This window comes from Cellulomonas sp. PSBB021, assembly GCF_002240455.1.
In the GTDB taxonomy this organism is placed as follows: domain Bacteria; phylum Actinomycetota; class Actinomycetes; order Actinomycetales; family Cellulomonadaceae; genus Cellulomonas; species Cellulomonas uda.
In genome coordinates this window covers 2,919,561-2,934,916 of the sequence record NZ_CP021430.1, presented here as the reverse complement: position 1 = coordinate 2,934,916, position 15,356 = coordinate 2,919,561, and the positions used below count along the sequence as shown (strand labels likewise).

The window sequence follows — 15,356 nt, the reverse complement described above, 5'->3', positions numbered from 1 at the left end:
CGCCGGCCCGGCGACGCGGACGTCGCGGGCCAGGTCCGGCGTCGGGTGGGACCGAGGTGCGGCCTCAGGTCCCACCCGACGCGGTCCCACCCGACGCGGTCCCACCAGACGTGGTCACGCCGGTGTCATGGGGTCAGGACACCGTGCAGGTCGTGCCGTTGAGCGTGAAGCTCGTCGGCCTGGGGTTCGAGCCGGTGAAGGAACCGTTGAACCCGATCTCGACCGACGACCCCGCGGCGATCGAGCCGTTCCACGGCGCGTTCGTCACCGTCACGGCCTTGCCGCTCTGCGTGTACGTGCCGGACCAGCCGCTCACGACCTTCTGGTCCCCGGGGAACGAGAACCCGAGCGACCACGAGCTGACCGCGCTCGCGGACGTGAGCCTCACCGACGCCGTGAAGCCACCGGGCCAGTCGTTGGTGGCGTACTTCACCGTGCACGCCCCCGTCGGCGTCGGTGTACCGGTCGGCGTCGGGGTGGGGGTGGGCGTCGGGGTCGGCGTGGGCGTGGGTGTCACCGTCGGCGTCGGCGTCGGCGTCGGCGTGGGTGTCACCGTGGGTGTCACGGTGGGTGTGGGCGTCACCGTGGGTGTGGTGCCGGTGTTGCCGACCACGATCCCGCGGCCGTTGGTGGCCACGTACACGCGCCCGAACACGTCGGGGTCGCCGGTGATGGCGGCACCTGTCCAGGCGTACTGGTGCTCGTCGTCGTTGATGCGGGTCCAGGTGCTGCCGCCGTCGAGCGAGCGGAAGAACCCACGCACCCCCTCGTACTCGGAGGTCGAGTAGACCGCCGGGTACGACGCACCGGGCGCCGCCTTGCCGAAGCCGACGGCACCGCCGTCGGTGAAGCCCGGGAGCTTCGTGAACGTCGTGCCGTAGTCCGTCGAGCGGTACAGACCGTTCTCGGCGGCGAGCCAGACGTGGCCCGCCTTGCCGGGCACGGCGCCGAACCGGACGTTGCCGGTCGTCGGGAACCCGGAGGCCGACGACGCGGTGAAGGTGACGCCCGCGTCGCGCGAGACGTAGAGCTTCCCGGCGGAGTAGGCGTAGAACGCCTTCGGGTCCTCACGGTCGGACTCGACCTGCGCCTGGGCGGGCACGCCGGTCGAGGCGGTCCACGACGAGCCGAGCGTCGTCGAGCGGTGCACGCCGGCGCCCTCGGGCGACCAGACGATCGCGGTGCCGTCGGCGTTGACCGCCACGGTGCCGGACTTCGTCACGCCCGCGGGCTCCTGCCCGGCCCACCACGTCGAGCCGGACGAGGTCGAGATGCCGATGTGCGACTCGACGGCGCCGTCGACGGCGTGCCCGACGCGCACCATCGTCGCGGGCTTCTTCTCGGCGAAGTCGACGGAGGTCCCCGTCCCGAAGAACGGCTGGGTGAACTGCTTGGCGGGCACCTTGGTGATGTCGGTGTGCACGAACCCACCGAGGTCCCCGAGCGCGGACACGAGCTCGACGGGGCCGGGAGGTGCGGCGAGGTCCTGCACGGAGGTCTCCTCGATGCCCTGGGCCTTGACGGTGATGTCGATCGTGCCGCCGGTGTCCCACGCGGTGAGGTTGTCGGTGCCGTAGATGGTCGCGCCGGTGCCGTAGAGCATCGTGTCGGAGTCGAAGGGGTCGATCTCGAGCGACTCGGTCATCCACCCGAGCTTGACCGGCGGCTCCGGCGGCTGCGGGTTCGTCGCGTTGAAGCCGAGCCAGGGCGCTGCGGAGATGTCCTGCGTGTAGCGCAGCGTGCGGTCCGGGTAGCCGGCCCACTCCCAGATGGGCGACCAGGTGGCGCCGCGGTCGGTGGACCGGAAGATGATGACGTCGGGCCACCAGGAGACCTGCGTGGCGACCATGATCGTGTCGGGGTCCTGCCGGTCGATCGTCAGGCCGGAGTAGCCGTAGTAGAGGTCGGAGCTCGTCGACGGGACGGGCGAGATCCGGGTCCACGCGCCGGTCGTCGTGTCGAGGCGCCAGACGTCACCCTTGCCGCCGTCGTACGGGCCGCCGGTGTCGCTCGTCGCGATGTAGAGCTGCTTGCCGACCTTGTCGAACACGCCCTTGTGCGGGAGGTAGCCGGTGGGCTGGCCGGGGACGCGCGCCCACGTCGCCCCGCCGTCGGTCGAGCGGTAGACGTTGTTCTCCTTGTCGGCCACGCCGACGTAGATCGTCTTGCTGGCCACACCGGCGGAGCCGCTCGTGGGGTCGAACGTCACCCACACGACGCCCTGGTTGGACGTGAGGTAGGAGTTCGACGAGGTGGGGTCCTGCACGTAGTTGCCGGGGTTGGGGAAGCTCGTGACCTCAGCCCAGGTGGCGCCGTAGTCGGTGGAGCGCCACAGGCCGTTGCCGCCCTCGGTGCCGAGGTACAGGACGCGGTTGTCGTTGGGGTCGATCTGGAGGCGCTCACCCATGCCGCGGCCCGGCATGTTGCCGCCCACCTTGAACGGCAGCATGGTCCGCTGCCACGTCTCGCCGCGGTCCGTGGAGCGCAGGATCGCCCCGTTCTGGGGGTCCCACTCGTTGGTGTAGGTGCCGACGGCGGCGTAGACGCGGTTCGGGTCGCGCGCGTCGGTGGCGAGGGACAGCACGCCGGTGTGGGACCACTCGTCCCAGCCGATGTGGTCGAGCAGCGGGATCCAGCGCTCGGTGCGGGGGTCGAGGCGGTACGCGCCGCCGATGTCGGTGCGGGCGTAGACGAGGTCCTTCTCGCCCTGGTTGTAGATGATCCCGGGGACGAAGCCGCCGCCGACGATCTCGACGTTGCCCCAGGTGTAGCCGGCGGGCGGGTCGGCGGCGTCGGCGGGGCCGGTGGCGAGGGCGATGCCGGTCGCGGTCAGCGCGAGTGCGAGCACCCCGGCGGCGGCGCGTCTCGCGGTCGTCGTGGGACGGGGTGTCGCGAGCAGGGTCGGAACACGCATCCGCTCACTCCTTCGTGGCGTGGTGTGGGCCCGCCGCGAGGGTCGCGACGGGGCCGACGACCCGTCGCGCCGGGCTGCGGGGTGCGCGGAGGTCTAGGGCAGGCGCGACGCTAGTTGAAGCGCTTCGACGACTGAATCGGGCGAATCGTTTACGACGATCAGCGAGGCCGATCAGCCCGACAGATCAGCCCGACCGATCAGCCAGGCCGATCAGCCAGGCCGATCAACTCGGTCGATCAGCCCGGCCGCCTGCGGACCCTGGTCCGGACGGTCAGTTCAGCCGCACGTCCGGCGGGTAGTGCGCCAGCATCGCCAGGTCCCCGCCCTGCCGCTGCAGCACGCGGCTCCAGAGCGTCTCGGGGTCGTCGGTGAACACGTCCGACGGCTCGGACGGCACCACGAACCACGCACCCTCGGCGATCTCCTCCTCCAGCTGACCCAGGCCCCAGCCGGAGTGCCCCGCGAAGATCCGCAGCCCGCTGAACCGCCCGACGACGCTCGTCGGGTCCGCGTCGAGGTCGACCAGACCGTAGACGCCGGTCAGCCGGTCGACGACGGGCTCGTCGCTCCCCGGCCCGCTCGCGGCCTGACCGCTCAGGCCGTCCCGGCCGGCACCTGACGCACCGAGCACGTCACCCGCGTCCCCCGTGCCACCCCTGCCACCCGTGTCACCCGTGGCACCCGGCTCGCCCCTGTCGCCCGGCTCGCCCCTGTCTCCCGGCGAGCCCGGCCGGCCCAGGCTGCCCGGGTCGTCGAGGCCGCCGCCGCGCAGACCCTCGAGCAGCTGGTCGCGCGAGCCCGCGGGGTCGTCGCGCAGGTCGCGGCCCGGCGGGGCGGGCGCAGCGACCGCGACGCCGATCGCGCCGTCTAGCCCCACCGGGCCGCCCTGGAACAGCCCGTCCGGGCGGCTCACCACGTCCTGCCAGCCCGGCAGCACCGCGTCGACCTCCACGGGGAGCAGCCGGTTGAGCACCACGCCGAACGCACCCTCGTCGTTGTGGTCGAGCAGCAGCACGACGGTGCGGTGGAAGTTGGGGTCGAGCAGCTGTGGTGCCGCCACCAGCAGCCGTCCGCTCAGGGTCATGGCTCCATCATCGGCTCGAAGGGCCGCGCACGGCACCCCGGACGCGCATGTGTCAGACGCGCGTGGCTCAGACCTGGAGCCCGACGAGCCAGACGGCGCCCAGCGCGAGCCCGGCGACCGTGACGAGCGCGAGCACCCCCACCCAGAACGCCCCGGGCAGGTGCGTGAGCCCGCCGAGCAGCCCGGCGTCGGACGTGTCGCGGGCCCGGCGTCGGCGCGCGTCTCGTCGTCCCGCCTGCATCTCGAGCACGGCGCGCGGTGCGCCGAGCAGGAAGAACCACGTCACGGCGTACGCGAACACGGCCTGGACCTGCGCGGACGCCCACCCGGTCACGACGACGAGCACGGCGAGCGTCACGAGCACGGCCCAGAGCCCGTACCAGTTGCGGATCCCGACGAGCACGCCGACGACGAGCACGAGCAGCGCCCACAGCAGTGCGACGTCGTAGCCGCGTACCAGCAGCCACGCGGCGCCCACGCCCACGACGGTCGGCGCGGGGTACCCCGCGAACGCGGTCGCGATCATGCCCGGCCCGCGCGGGCGGCCGCGCGAGAGCGTCAGGCCCGAGGTGTCCGAGTGCACACGGATGCCCGACAGGCGCCGTCCGACGAGCACCGCGACCGTCGCGTGACCGGCCTCGTGCACGATCGTCAGCGCGTGCCGCGCGACCCGCCACGCGACCGGCACCGCCAGCACGACGAGCACGCCCAGGGCGGTCGCCACGACGACCCAGGTCTCGGGCACGGGGTTCGCCGTCGTCACGTCCGACCAGGTCTCTCGCAGCCAGTCCACGCGCGCGAGCGTACGGGTCGCGGGCGACCCGCGGGGCGGACGGGCTAGCGTCACCCCATGCCGATCCGGTGGACGACCGCGATGCTCGACCTGCCGCCCGACACGCTCGACGAGACGCTCGCGTTCTGGCTGCGCGTGACGGGCTCGACGCTCTCGCCGTGGCGCGGCGAGGACGACGAGTACGCGACGCTCGTGCCGCCCGACGGCGACGACTACCTGCGCGTGCAGCGGTTCGCCGACGGCCCGCGCGTCCACCTCGACCTGCACGTGACCGCCGAGGGGCGGGACCCGGACGAGGCGGTGCGCGCCGAGCTGGTGCGCGCGCTCGCGCTCGGGGCCGCGCTCGAGCACGACGCGGGCGGGCACGTCGTGCTCTCGTCGCCCGGCGGGTACGTGTTCTGCCTGGTCCGGCACACGGGGCACGCGCGTCGACCCGGGGCCGTCCCCGTGGCCGAGCGCGTGCGCGACGGCGACGGTGCGGCGTGCGCGCTGGTCGACCAGGTCTGCCTCGACGTCCCGGCGGACCGGTTCGACGACGAGGCCGCGTTCTGGCCCGCGTTCACCGGCTGGCCGCTCGCCCCCCGCGCGACGGGCGAGCTGGTGCCGCTCGAGCGGCCCGCGGGGATGCCGTTGCGCCTCCTGCTGCAACGGCTCGGTGCCGACGACCCGCGCCGCGAGACCAGCGCGCACCTCGACCTCGCGACGGTCGCACGCCCGGCCGTCGAGCGCGCGCACGTGCAGGCGGGGGCGCGGCTGGTCGCGCGCCGCGAGCGGTGGACGACGCTCCTCGACCCGTCGGGCTCCCCCTACTGCCTCACGGCGCGCGACCCGTCGACCGGCCGCGTCCCCGGCTGAGCCACCCCGTCTGAGCCGCCCCCGCCTGAGCATCCCGGGCCTGAGCCACCCGGGCCCGAGCGACGTCGGCCTGAGCGACGTCCGTGTGGACGACCCGGTCCCGACGACGCCGGCGCTCAGCGCGTGAGCGTCTCCCGCGACGTGGCCGAGGCGAAGCCGAGCCAGGTGTGCCGGTTGCGCGCCCAGCACCAGCCGACCTTCGGCGCGTCGCGGCGCTCGCGACCGTCGCGGCCCGTGCCGTTGGAGATCCACACCGCGGGCGTCCGCGCGTCGAGCCCGCCGCGCGGCGTGACGCGCCGTGAGCCGATCGTCATGAAGCAGTGGTTGCGCTCGAGCACGTCGGGCGCCTGCAGCACCCACTGCACGCCCTCGCTCAGGGTGAGCGGGGTCCGCGCGCGGCGCGCGAGCTCGTCGGCGGCCTCGTCGGGCGACCAGCTCGCGAGGTCGTCGCCGCGGTCGAGCCCGACGAGCACGTACGGCTCGGCGGGCACGTCGAGGCCCGCGATCGGCGCGAACTCGTCGACGTCCGTCATGTCCTCGACGACGAACCCGGCGCGCTCGCCGCGGCGCAGCAGCGGTGCGAGCGCCGAGACCGGGACGAGTGTCGGGGGCAGGACGAGCAGGCCGCCCGGCCGGGCCTCGCCGGGCTCACGGTGGCGGGAGTCATCGGGGTTGCCGGGGCTGGCGGGGCCGGTGGGTTCGGTCGGGTCGGTGCGGTCCGCGGCGTGCGCGAGCGCGCGCAGGTCGTCGGGCGCGATGCCCGCGAGGTCGGCGACGCCGAGCGCGACGAGCCGTTCGGCCTGCTCGCGGAGTGACGGCAGCTCGTGAGCCGCACGGGCCGGGTGGGCCGCGGGAGTCGCCGGGGCGGGCGATGCGGGCGGTACGGGAGATGCGGACGGGCTCGTCGGGCTCGTCGTCGGGGTCGTCGTCGGGGTGGGTGCGGGCACGGTGACCTCCACGGGACGGTCGGGCGTCCGGGGCGTCGGACGCGCGGGATGGAGAACGCGCGGGACGTCCGGTTCGTGCCCGCGTCGCGGGTGATCCCGGGCCCTTGGTCACGTCCCTCGTCGCCCGCCGGGCCGTGCGGGTGGGGAGGTCCTGTGCAGGGGAGCAATTGCCGCGCACCGTGTCAGGGCGGACGGATAGAGTGCCGACGTCCCTGCGGTGGACGCCCGTCTCACACGTTGATCTGCACGGCTGCCCCGGTGGCCTGACCGGCTGCGAGCCCGAGCGGCCGCCCGCGGGTCGGCGGACGCGTTGCCGCGGTCCGGTCGCCGGTGTCGGCGACGGGACGCGACGCCGTCCGGTCCGGGCGGGGTCGCGACCGCTCGCGCGGCCCGTGCGCCGTCCCGGTCGGCGCGTCCGCCCGGTGTACGCCGTGCGGTCGCACGAGCTCTGCGGCGACGTGCACGAGTGCCCGGCGAGGGTGCCCGGCGCGGGCGCGCGAGGGGCACGACGGTCGCGAGGCGCGACGAGACGACGACACGACGGAGGCCCGGACTGATGGACGGTGGGACGAGGCGCACGACGGTGCGGACCGCGCGTGGTGTCGCGGCGGTGGGCGTCGCGGCGCTCCTGGCGTCGGCCGGGCTGACGGCGTGCACGGCCTCGCCGCCGGGACCGCAGGACGCCGCTCAGGCGCTGGCCACCGCGCTGCAGGGCGGTGACCTGGCGGACGTCACGCTCGACGGCGCGACGCCCCAGCAGGCGCGCCAGCAGCGCGAGGAGGCGTTCGAGCAGGTGGTGGACGCGTTCGGGAAGGACGCGCTGACCGTCACGCTCGTGAGCGCGCAGGAGCACGAGGACGACGACGCGGTCGCGGACGCGGTGCTGCGATGGACGTGGCGCGCGGGCGGCCGGGCTCCCGGTGGCGAGCCGACGGGCGACGCGGACGAGCCGGACGCGGCGACCACGCCGGCCGGGCCGGACGGGCCGGACGGCGACGCGGTCGCCGGTGCGGCGCGGGACTGGACCTACGAGACGACCGCACGCCTCCAGCGCGACGACGAGGACGTCTGGCACACCACGTGGGCGCCCGCGCTGCTCGCGCCGAACCTCGCGGCCGACGAGCAGATCGTCGTGACGCGCGAGGCGCCAGAGCGGGCGGACGTCCTGGGGGCGGGCGACGAGGTTCTCGTCGAGGCCCGTGACGTCTACCGGATCGGCATCGACAAGACGTTCCTGCCGGCGGACGAGGCCGGCGCGGCGGCACGCGGCCTGGCCGCGGCGCTCGACCTCGACGCCGACGCGTACGCCGCGCGCGTCGAGTCCGCGGGCGAGCGGGCGTTCGTCGAGGCGATCGTCGTGCGCGCGGACGACGGCTACTACGACGTGTCGGCCCTGCGGGAGCTGCCGGGCGTGAACGCGGTGGCCGACTCGATCCCGCTCGCGCCGACGCGCACGTTCGCACGGCCGATCCTCGGCACGGTGGGCGCGGCGACCGCGGAGATCATCGAGAAGTCCGACGGCGCGGTCCAGGCGGGCGACCTGACGGGGCTGTCGGGCCTGCAGCGCCAGCACGAGCAGCAGCTGCGCGGCACGCCGGGGCTGCGGATCGAGGCGCGCGCGGTCGAGGGCAGCCCGCGCGAGGGGGAGGTGCGCGCGCTGTTCACCGTGCCGCCCGTGCCGGGCGAGCCGCTGCGCACGACGCTCGACTCGCTCGTGCAGCAGTCGGCGGAGAGCATCCTGGCGGACGTGGGGCCGGCGTCCGCGATCGTCGCGATCCGCCCGTCGACGGGTGAGGTGATCGCCGCCGCGAGCGGCCCGGGCGGTGGGGGCATGTCGACGGCCACGCTCGGGCAGTACGCGCCCGGGTCCACGTTCAAGGTCGTGAGCGCGCTCGCGCTGCTGCGCGCGGGGATGACCCCGAACAGCGAGTTGACCTGCGCGGACGGGGTGACCGTTGACGGTCGGCGGTTCGACAACTTTCCCGACTACCCGGCCGACGCGCTGGGCGAGGTGCCGCTGCGCACGGCGTTCGCGCACTCGTGCAACACGGCGTTCATCGGCGCGCGCGACGAGGCGCCGCAGGACGCGGTCGTCGACGCCGCGGGCTCGCTGGGCCTGCTGCCGGCGCAGTCGCTGGGCTTCGCCTCGTTCCTGGGTGCGGTCCCGTCCGAGTCGGACGGGACGGACCACGCGGCGACCATGATCGGCCAGGGCCGCGTGCTCGCGTCTCCGCTGGGGATGGCGGTCGTCGCGGCGTCGGTCGCGGCGGGGCGCACGGTCACGCCGGTGCTCGTCGTGGACGGCGCGACCGGTGCGGCAGGTGGGTCCGGCTCGGCCGACGACGCCGACACCGCGGCGGACGCGACCCACGACGAGGCGACCTCGGGTGACGAGGAGTCGGGGAGCGCGAGCGAGGAGCCGCGCCCGCACGTGGACCTCACCGCCGACGAGGGTGCCGCGCTGCGCGCGCTCATGCGCGGGGTCGTCACCGAGGGCGGTGCGGGGTTCCTCGAGGACGTGGCGGGGCCGGACGTGCTGGCCAAGACGGGCACCGCGCAGTTCGGCCCGGTCGACGCGCTCAAGAACCACGTGTGGATGATCGCGGTCCAGGGCGACCTGGCGGTCGCGGTCTTCGTCGACGAGGGCGAGTACGGCTCGACGACGGCAGGTCCGCTGCTCACCCGGTTCCTCACGTCCCCCCCGGTCGTCGCGCTCGAGCGCTGACGCCGTGTCCCGCTCGCCCGGTGGCGGGGGTGGGTGGCACGCTGCGGGCAGCCCCGACGCGCACGACCGGAGGACCTCATGACACGCCCGCCTGTACAGCCCCCCTACGCGCCCGGTGGCCCGACGTGGCTGCGTCCCCTGCCCGGTACGGACCTCACGGTGTCGGCGGTGACGCTGGGGGGCGGACCGCTGGGGAGCATGCCGGGCCTGTTCGGCCGCGAGGTGAGCGCCGAGGAGGGCGTGGCGACGGTGCTCGCGGCGTTCGACTCGCCGATCCGCACGATCGACACGTCGAACGGCTACTCGGACGGGGAGAGCGAGCGGCGGATCGGTGCCGCGATCGGCCTCGCGGACGGGCTGCCCGAGGGCGTCGTCGTGATCACGAAGGTCGACCCGCGCGGCTCCGACTACTCGGGTGCGCGGGTGCGCGCGTCGGTCGCGGAGAGCAGGCAGCGGCTCGGGCTCGACACGCTGCCGCTCGTGCACCTGCACGACCCGGAGGGGCACGACTTCGACGCGATGACGGCCCCGGGCGGCGCGGTGGACGCGCTCGTCGAGCTGCGGGAGAGCGGGCAGATCGGCCGGATCGGGCTCGCGGGCGGTCAGGTGCAGGAGATCGCGCGGTACCTGGAGCTGGGGGTGTTCGACGTCCTGCTGGTGCACAACCGGTGGACGTTGCTGGACCGCAGCGCGGGTCCGTTGGTCGACGAGGCGCGCCGGCGCGGGATGGGTGTGCTCAACGCGGCGGCGTACGGCGGGGGGATCCTCGCGGCGCAGCAGGGCGGGCCGACGACGTACGGGTACCGGCCGGCCCCGCCGGAGGCGCTCGACGCGGCGGCGCGCATGCGGGAGGCGTGCGCGGCGCACGGCACGGACATCGCGACCGCGGCGCTGCAGTTCTCGCTGCGCGACGAGCGGTTCGCCTCGACGGTCGTCGGGATGAGCCGGCCGGCGCGGGTGACGGCGACGGTCGAGGCGGCGGCGCGGGCCCTGCCGGACGCGCTGTGGCCCGAGCTCGAGGCGCTGCTGCCGCCGGCGCACGTGTGGCTGGACGCCCGGTAGGCAGCGCGCGCAGCGCCGGGTGTGCGCGCGCACGCGACACGTGACACCGGCTGCCACGGGGGACGATCCTGGACGAAGCGGGCGGACGGGGCGGCTTGCGGTGGGCCGAACGGGTGATTTATCGGTGTGCCCGTATTTTCGCGGTTCGGGGCACTTGGCCCCGGAAGTCTTCTGAACTACCTTCGGTGCTGTCAGCGATAACGGCAAACCCTCCGCGAGGAGGGGACGCAAAGCCACGGGACCCTCGACGGTCAGCCGGGCTACCGAACAGACAGGACCGCAGATGGATCAGATCGGCTTTCCCCCCGCCGAGTCCTCGCAGTCTCCCGCCCTCCAGCCCGCCACCCCCCTGGTCCGAGTCCAGGCGTGGGCCGCGCTGGCCGCCACCCGCGGGGGTCTGACGACCGTCCCGACGCAGCTCGAGCGCACCGCCGCCTGAGACGTCGACGAAGAGCCGGTACGCGCTGCTGCGTGCCGGCTCTCGTCATGCCCGGCGGTCGGCGCGAGCCCGGGTGGGCTCAGGGCTGGGTGGGCTCAGAGCTCGCCGACGCGCTGCAGGTGGCGCATCGCGACCCACCCGATCGGGATGCGCACCCAGTAGGTGACGACGCGGAACAGCACCGCGATGGACAGCGCGACACCGGGGTTGGTGCCGGTCACGGCGGACAGGGACGCGGCGAGCGCGGCCTCGATGGCCCCCATGCCGCCGGGGGTCGGGACGAGCGCACCGGCGGTGTTGCCGGTGAGGTAGATGATCGCGACCTGGATGAGGCTCGCCTGCTGCCCGAACGCGGCGAGGCAGGCGTCGAACGCGAGCACGAACCCGAGCGTCATGATGAGGTTCCCGGCGACGGCGACGGCGAGCCGCCACGGCCGGCCGAGGATGTCGACGAGGCGCGGCCAGATCTGGCGCAGCGTGGGGCGGATCTTCGCCATGACCCACTGCCGGACCTTGGGCACCAGCAGCGACGCGGCGACGAGCACGGCGACGAGCGCGACGATCAGCAGCACCTCGGGTGACACGGGCAGCGCCGACCCGCTGCTGCCGCCGGACAGCACGGACAGCACGACGAGCATCACGACGGTGACGACGAGCTGGCTGACCTGCACCATCGTCACGGTCGCGGCGGCCAGGGTCGTGGAGACGCCGCGCCTGGTGAGCATGCGCAGGTTGAGCGCGGCGGGGCCGATGCCGGCGGGGGCGGCGAGCGCGACGAAGTTGGACGCGGCCTGCACCTGCAGCGTGCGCCAGAACGGCAGGCGCACGGGGGAGAACGCGGTGAGGGCGAGCCCGGCGCCGACGATGGTCAGCAGGCCGAGCGCGAACGCGATGGCGGTCCAGCGCCAGTCGCTCGTCGAGAGCGCGCTCGTGATCTGGTCGATGTTGATGCGGGTGACGAGCAGCAGCACGACGAGGATCGGCAGGACGATCGTGAGGATCGACCGCGCGCCGAACCGGACGAGCTGCTGGGGCTCGACGTCGGCCTCGGGGATCCGCGCGACGATCGCGGCGCGCAGGTCGGACAGCACCTTGCGGTGGCGGCGCACCTGGGTGCGGGTGCGTTCGGGCAGCGTGATGCCCTGCAGCAGCGGGCCGACGGCGGCGACGTCGTCGTCGTCGAGGGAGTCGGCCGCGGACTGCAGCGCGCGCTCGACCCCGACGCGCAGGGCGAGCAGCGCGAGCATCTGGGTGAGGTCCATGCGCCGCGCGAGCTCGGACGACGCGACGTAGCCGTTCTCCCAGCCGACGACCCACACGATGGGGGTGCCGAGCAGGTCCTCGACGAGCACGGTGTCGGACGTGAGCGCGCGGTGCGCGATCCCGGCCTCGTGCGCGGTGCGCAGCTGCGCCCAGATCTCGCGGAGCACGTCGTCGGTGAGCGCCTCGTCGGGCAGCTCGGTGAGGGGCACGGCGGTGCCGGGGTGCGCCTGGACCAGGAGCATGGAGTCCTGGGCCTCGGCGACGCGCAGCAGCTCGGGGGTGCGCACGCCCGCGGCGCGGGCGGCGTAGCTGAGCAGCGCGGTGCGCTCGGCGGTCTGCCGCAGCGACTGCACGGACCGGCCCTCGAGGCCGCGCAGGCGCACGGACCGCCACACGCGCGAGACCATGCCCGCGACCTGGCGGTCGCCGTCGATGACGACGAGGTCGAGGCGGGGTCCGTCGTCGGTCGTCAGCTCGTAGGTGCGGTAGCCCGTGGAGCGGACGAGCGCACGGGCGGCCGCGTCGTCGGGTGCGGGGGGCGGCGCGACCGAGTGCACCCCGTCGGTGGTCGCGTCGGCGGACTCGGCTGCCGTCAGGCCGGCTGCCTGGTGGGCGGTCTCGTCGTCGCGCTCCGGGTCGTCGTCGGCGGCGATGCGCCGCAGCCGCACGGGCTCGTAGCCGGCCCGCCGCACGCCCGCGACGAGGCTCGCGCCGTACGCGCGCTCGCTGCGCACGCCGGAGACGTACCGCACGACGAGCCCGCACAGCCGCCCGAGCAGGAGCGCCACGGCGAGCCCCGCGAGCGAGACCTGCGCGGTGATGAGGAGCACGCCCACGGCGATCCACACGGCCCGCCACGACCACGCGACGGAGCGTCGGCGCTGGCGCGGGCCGCTGACGGTGAGCAGGCTCGCGAGCATCGCGACGTACGCGGGGATGGTGAGCTCCCACGTCCCGCCGATCCGCACGGACAGGCCGCGCACGAGCTCGTCGGACCCGACGCCCTGGACGACGAGCACGACGCCCGCGGTGACGGCGACGGCGAGGGCCGCCGCGATGATCGCCTCGATGAGCTGGCGGCCGAGCCGGCGCAGCGCGAGCTCGATGCCGACCGCGAGCGGCACGACGAGCGTCACGAACCCCTCGAGCACCTGCACGGGCACGAACAGGATGCGGCGCAGCAGCGTGGCGAACCCCTGCACGTCCTCCGCGACGCCCGTGGTGGTGTGCTGCGCGTAGGTCGCGAGCACCATGACGACGGCGACGCCGAGCGCGGACAGGATCGTGGAGATCAGGTCGCTGGGGTGGTGCACGCGGACGGTCGGCTGGTCGTCGACGACGATCGTCGCCGCCTCGGCCTCGGCGCGGGCGCGGGTCGCGCGGTCGTCGTCGGGGTCGGGCAGGCCGGGGATGCCGGGCTCGTCGTCGGGCGTCGCGGCCGGCCGGCCGGCACCGTGCGCGGTCGCGACGGGCAGCGGCGTGACGAGGTCGTCCGCCGCCGCGGCGGGTCGCGACGACGCGGACCCGGCCGACTCCCGCGAAGACATGACCGCGAGTCTAAGGCGGTGGTGCGCCGCCGCCCGCGGTTCGGGGCGGTTGTCGCCCGTTCGTCCCGGTACGGGTCTACGGTGGCGACAAGGCGGTCGGTGGCGAGGGCGGTCGGGTGGTGACCGGGACCTGCGGCGACCGGCGGCTCGACGGCCGGGGGCCGGCGGGGTGGGCCAGGTCGTGGCGCACGTCGCCACGGGAGGGGAGCGCTCGTGAGCACCGTGATCGTCCAGAGCGGCCGTTCGACGGACCCGGGGCTGCGCCGGGTCTGGTGGTTGCCCCTGCTGCGGGGTGTGGTCCTGCTCGCGCTGGGCCTGCTGATGGTGTTCCACCCGCTCGAGACGCTGACCGCAGTCGCCTGGACCATCGGGGTGTTCGCCGTGGTCGACGGCGTGCTGCTCGTCCTGCAGGCGCTCGTGGAGCGCCCGCCGGGTGCGACGGGGTGGCAGGTCCTGGTGGGGCTGGTCGTGGTGGGGCTGGGCGTCCTGGTGATGGCGTGGCCGCATCCGACGGTGCTCGTGCTGTTCTACGTGGTGACCGCGTGGATCCTCGTGGTCGGGATCGTGGGGGTGGTCGCGGCCGTGGTGCTGCGCCGGCAGGACGACGACTCCGCGTTCCCGGCGCTCGCGGTCGGCCTGGTGAACCTGGCGATCGGTCTGCTGCTCGCGTTCAACCCGCAGCAGTCGCTCGCGGTGGGCATGGTCCTGTTCGGGGTGTTCGCGCTGGTCGCGGGCGTGCTGCTGGTGGTGAGCGCGTTCGCGGTGCGCTCGTGGTCCCGCCGCGTCGTGCTCGACTAGCTAGTCGAGGCCCAGGCTCGTGAGCCATGCGCCGGGGATGAGCGCGTACCCGACGAACACGACGAGGTCCATGACGGTGTGGGCGACGACGAGCGGCATGACGCGTCGTCGGCGCCGGTAGTACTCGGCGAACACCAGGCCCATCACGACGTTGCCGACGAACGGCCCCCACCCCTGGTACAGGTGGTAGGAGCCGCGCAGGAGCGCGCTCGCGGCGACGACGAGCGGCGCGCTCCAGCGCAGCTCGCGCAGGCGCTCCATGAGGTAGGCGACGGCGACGACCTCCTCGAGCAGCGCGTTCTTGAGCGCGAGCGCGACGAGCAGCGGGATGGTCCACCAGTGGTCGTCGATCGTCGTCGGCTGGACCTGCACGGTGATGCCGACGGCGCGGCCGACGGCGTACAGCCCGAGGCCGGGGATGCCGATGAGCGCCGCGAGGCCGACCCCGACGCCGAGGTCGCGCCAGGGGCGGGCGGCCGTGAGGCCGATGCGCCGTGTCGCGGAGCGGCCGCCGGCAGAGAGCAGGTAGAGCGCGAGGGCGACGGGCACGAGCGCGAAGCCGATGGACAGCACCTGGTAGAGCACGTCGAGCCAGGGGCGTGGGTTCAGCGGTCCGTTGATGGTGGTGCTCTGGTCGGCGAGCGGGGGGCCCGCGGTCATGCGGTCGAGGATCGCGACGAGCGCGTACACCCCCGATCGGCCGAGCGAGAGACCGAGCACGATCCAGATCTCGACCGTGAGCCGGCGCCGCACCGCGCGCTCGGAGACGGGTGGCGTCCCGGGCGTCGGGGCGGTGGTGGCGGGCATGGGGGCACGGTAGCCGCCGCGGCCGTGCGGGACGACGACGAGGGGGTCTTGCGCGGATTGGCTGGATACGCGCAAACTGGTTTGCGACACAAACCACGGGTCCCGACGACGGGACCGGGCGC

At 74.5% G+C, this 15,356-nt stretch carries 11 protein-coding genes and 1 riboswitch; of the genes, 5 read left to right on the top strand and 6 right to left on the bottom strand.

What is annotated here, in order from left to right:
• Positions 1-133 precede the first annotated feature (133 nt).
• From CBP52_RS13525 to CBP52_RS13515, 3 genes are all read right to left on the bottom strand, one after another.
• Positions 134-2,914 (bottom strand): cellulose-binding domain-containing protein, encoded by a 2,781-nt coding sequence (locus tag CBP52_RS13525; protein WP_094181394.1) that lies wholly within the window; start codon positions 2,912-2,914, stop codon positions 134-136.
• A gap of 271 nt (positions 2,915-3,185) precedes the next feature.
• On the bottom strand, positions 3,186-3,998 hold the full coding sequence (locus CBP52_RS13520) for a YqgE/AlgH family protein (RefSeq protein ID WP_094181393.1): 813 nt from the start codon (positions 3,996-3,998) through the stop codon (positions 3,186-3,188).
• A gap of 67 nt (positions 3,999-4,065) precedes the next feature.
• A complete protein-coding gene (locus CBP52_RS13515; protein ID WP_094181392.1) occupies positions 4,066-4,791 on the bottom strand; it encodes a M50 family metallopeptidase in 726 nt (241 codons plus the stop codon).
• 57 nt (positions 4,792-4,848) lie between these two features.
• Between CBP52_RS13515 and CBP52_RS13510 the strand changes: the two genes are divergently transcribed.
• The gene (locus CBP52_RS13510) at positions 4,849-5,646 is read left to right on the top strand and encodes a VOC family protein (protein ID WP_094181391.1); all 798 of its coding nucleotides are present in this window, start codon (positions 4,849-4,851) and stop codon (positions 5,644-5,646) included.
• 116 nt (positions 5,647-5,762) lie between these two features.
• Here CBP52_RS13510 and CBP52_RS13505 read toward each other — a convergent pair whose 3' ends face one another.
• Positions 5,763-6,593 (bottom strand): DUF5701 family protein, encoded by an 831-nt coding sequence (locus CBP52_RS13505; protein WP_232514500.1) that lies wholly within the window; start codon positions 6,591-6,593, stop codon positions 5,763-5,765.
• A 583-nt stretch (positions 6,594-7,176) separates the two neighbouring features.
• Here CBP52_RS13505 and CBP52_RS13495 point away from each other — a divergent pair.
• The 3 genes from CBP52_RS13495 (at position 7,177) to CBP52_RS17645 (ending at position 10,819) form a co-directional block, all read left to right on the top strand.
• On the top strand, positions 7,177-9,318 hold the full coding sequence (locus CBP52_RS13495; RefSeq protein ID WP_232514499.1) for a penicillin-binding transpeptidase domain-containing protein: 2,142 nt from the start codon (positions 7,177-7,179) through the stop codon (positions 9,316-9,318).
• Between the two features lie 78 nt (positions 9,319-9,396).
• Positions 9,397-10,380: an aldo/keto reductase gene (locus tag CBP52_RS13490; RefSeq protein WP_094181388.1), complete on the top strand. Its 984-nt coding sequence runs from the start codon at positions 9,397-9,399 to the stop codon at positions 10,378-10,380.
• Between the two features lie 192 nt (positions 10,381-10,572).
• Positions 10,573-10,648, top strand: a riboswitch (cyclic di-GMP riboswitch).
• Between the two features lie 15 nt (positions 10,649-10,663).
• On the top strand, positions 10,664-10,819 hold the full coding sequence (locus CBP52_RS17645; RefSeq protein WP_157732631.1) for a hypothetical protein: 156 nt from the start codon (positions 10,664-10,666) through the stop codon (positions 10,817-10,819).
• 95 nt (positions 10,820-10,914) lie between these two features.
• Here CBP52_RS17645 and CBP52_RS13485 read toward each other — a convergent pair whose 3' ends face one another.
• Positions 10,915-13,629, bottom strand: coding sequence for a flippase-like domain-containing protein (locus CBP52_RS13485; protein WP_094181387.1), 2,715 nt, complete (start codon positions 13,627-13,629; stop codon positions 10,915-10,917).
• Between the two features lie 213 nt (positions 13,630-13,842).
• On the opposite strand from CBP52_RS13485, the gene CBP52_RS13480 reads away from it, so the two are divergent.
• Positions 13,843-14,427 (top strand): HdeD family acid-resistance protein, encoded by a 585-nt coding sequence (locus CBP52_RS13480; RefSeq protein ID WP_232514498.1) that lies wholly within the window; start codon positions 13,843-13,845, stop codon positions 14,425-14,427.
• Here CBP52_RS13480 and CBP52_RS13475 read toward each other — a convergent pair whose 3' ends face one another.
• Positions 14,428-15,234 (bottom strand): CPBP family intramembrane glutamic endopeptidase, encoded by an 807-nt coding sequence (locus CBP52_RS13475; protein WP_094181386.1) that lies wholly within the window; start codon positions 15,232-15,234, stop codon positions 14,428-14,430.
• Positions 15,235-15,356: the final 122 nt, after the last annotated feature.

What these genes read in the sequence shown, in the direction of transcription:
- CBP52_RS13490 (WP_094181388.1), top strand. Translation starts at nt 9,397, where the DNA reads ATGACACGCCCGCCTGTACAGCCCCCCTACGCGCCCGGTGGCCCGACG.
- CBP52_RS17645 (WP_157732631.1), top strand. Translation starts at nt 10,664, where the DNA reads ATGGATCAGATCGGCTTTCCCCCCGCCGAGTCCTCGCAGTCTCCCGCC.
- CBP52_RS13510 (WP_094181391.1), top strand. Translation starts at nt 4,849, where the DNA reads ATGCCGATCCGGTGGACGACCGCGATGCTCGACCTGCCGCCCGACACG.
- CBP52_RS13520 (WP_094181393.1), bottom strand. Translation starts at nt 3,998, where the DNA reads ATGACCCTGAGCGGACGGCTGCTGGTGGCGGCACCACAGCTGCTCGAC.
- CBP52_RS13485 (WP_094181387.1), bottom strand. Translation starts at nt 13,629, where the DNA reads ATGTCTTCGCGGGAGTCGGCCGGGTCCGCGTCGTCGCGACCCGCCGCG.
- CBP52_RS13525 (WP_094181394.1), bottom strand. Translation starts at nt 2,914, where the DNA reads ATGCGTGTTCCGACCCTGCTCGCGACACCCCGTCCCACGACGACCGCG.
- CBP52_RS13475 (WP_094181386.1), bottom strand. Translation starts at nt 15,234, where the DNA reads ATGCCCGCCACCACCGCCCCGACGCCCGGGACGCCACCCGTCTCCGAG.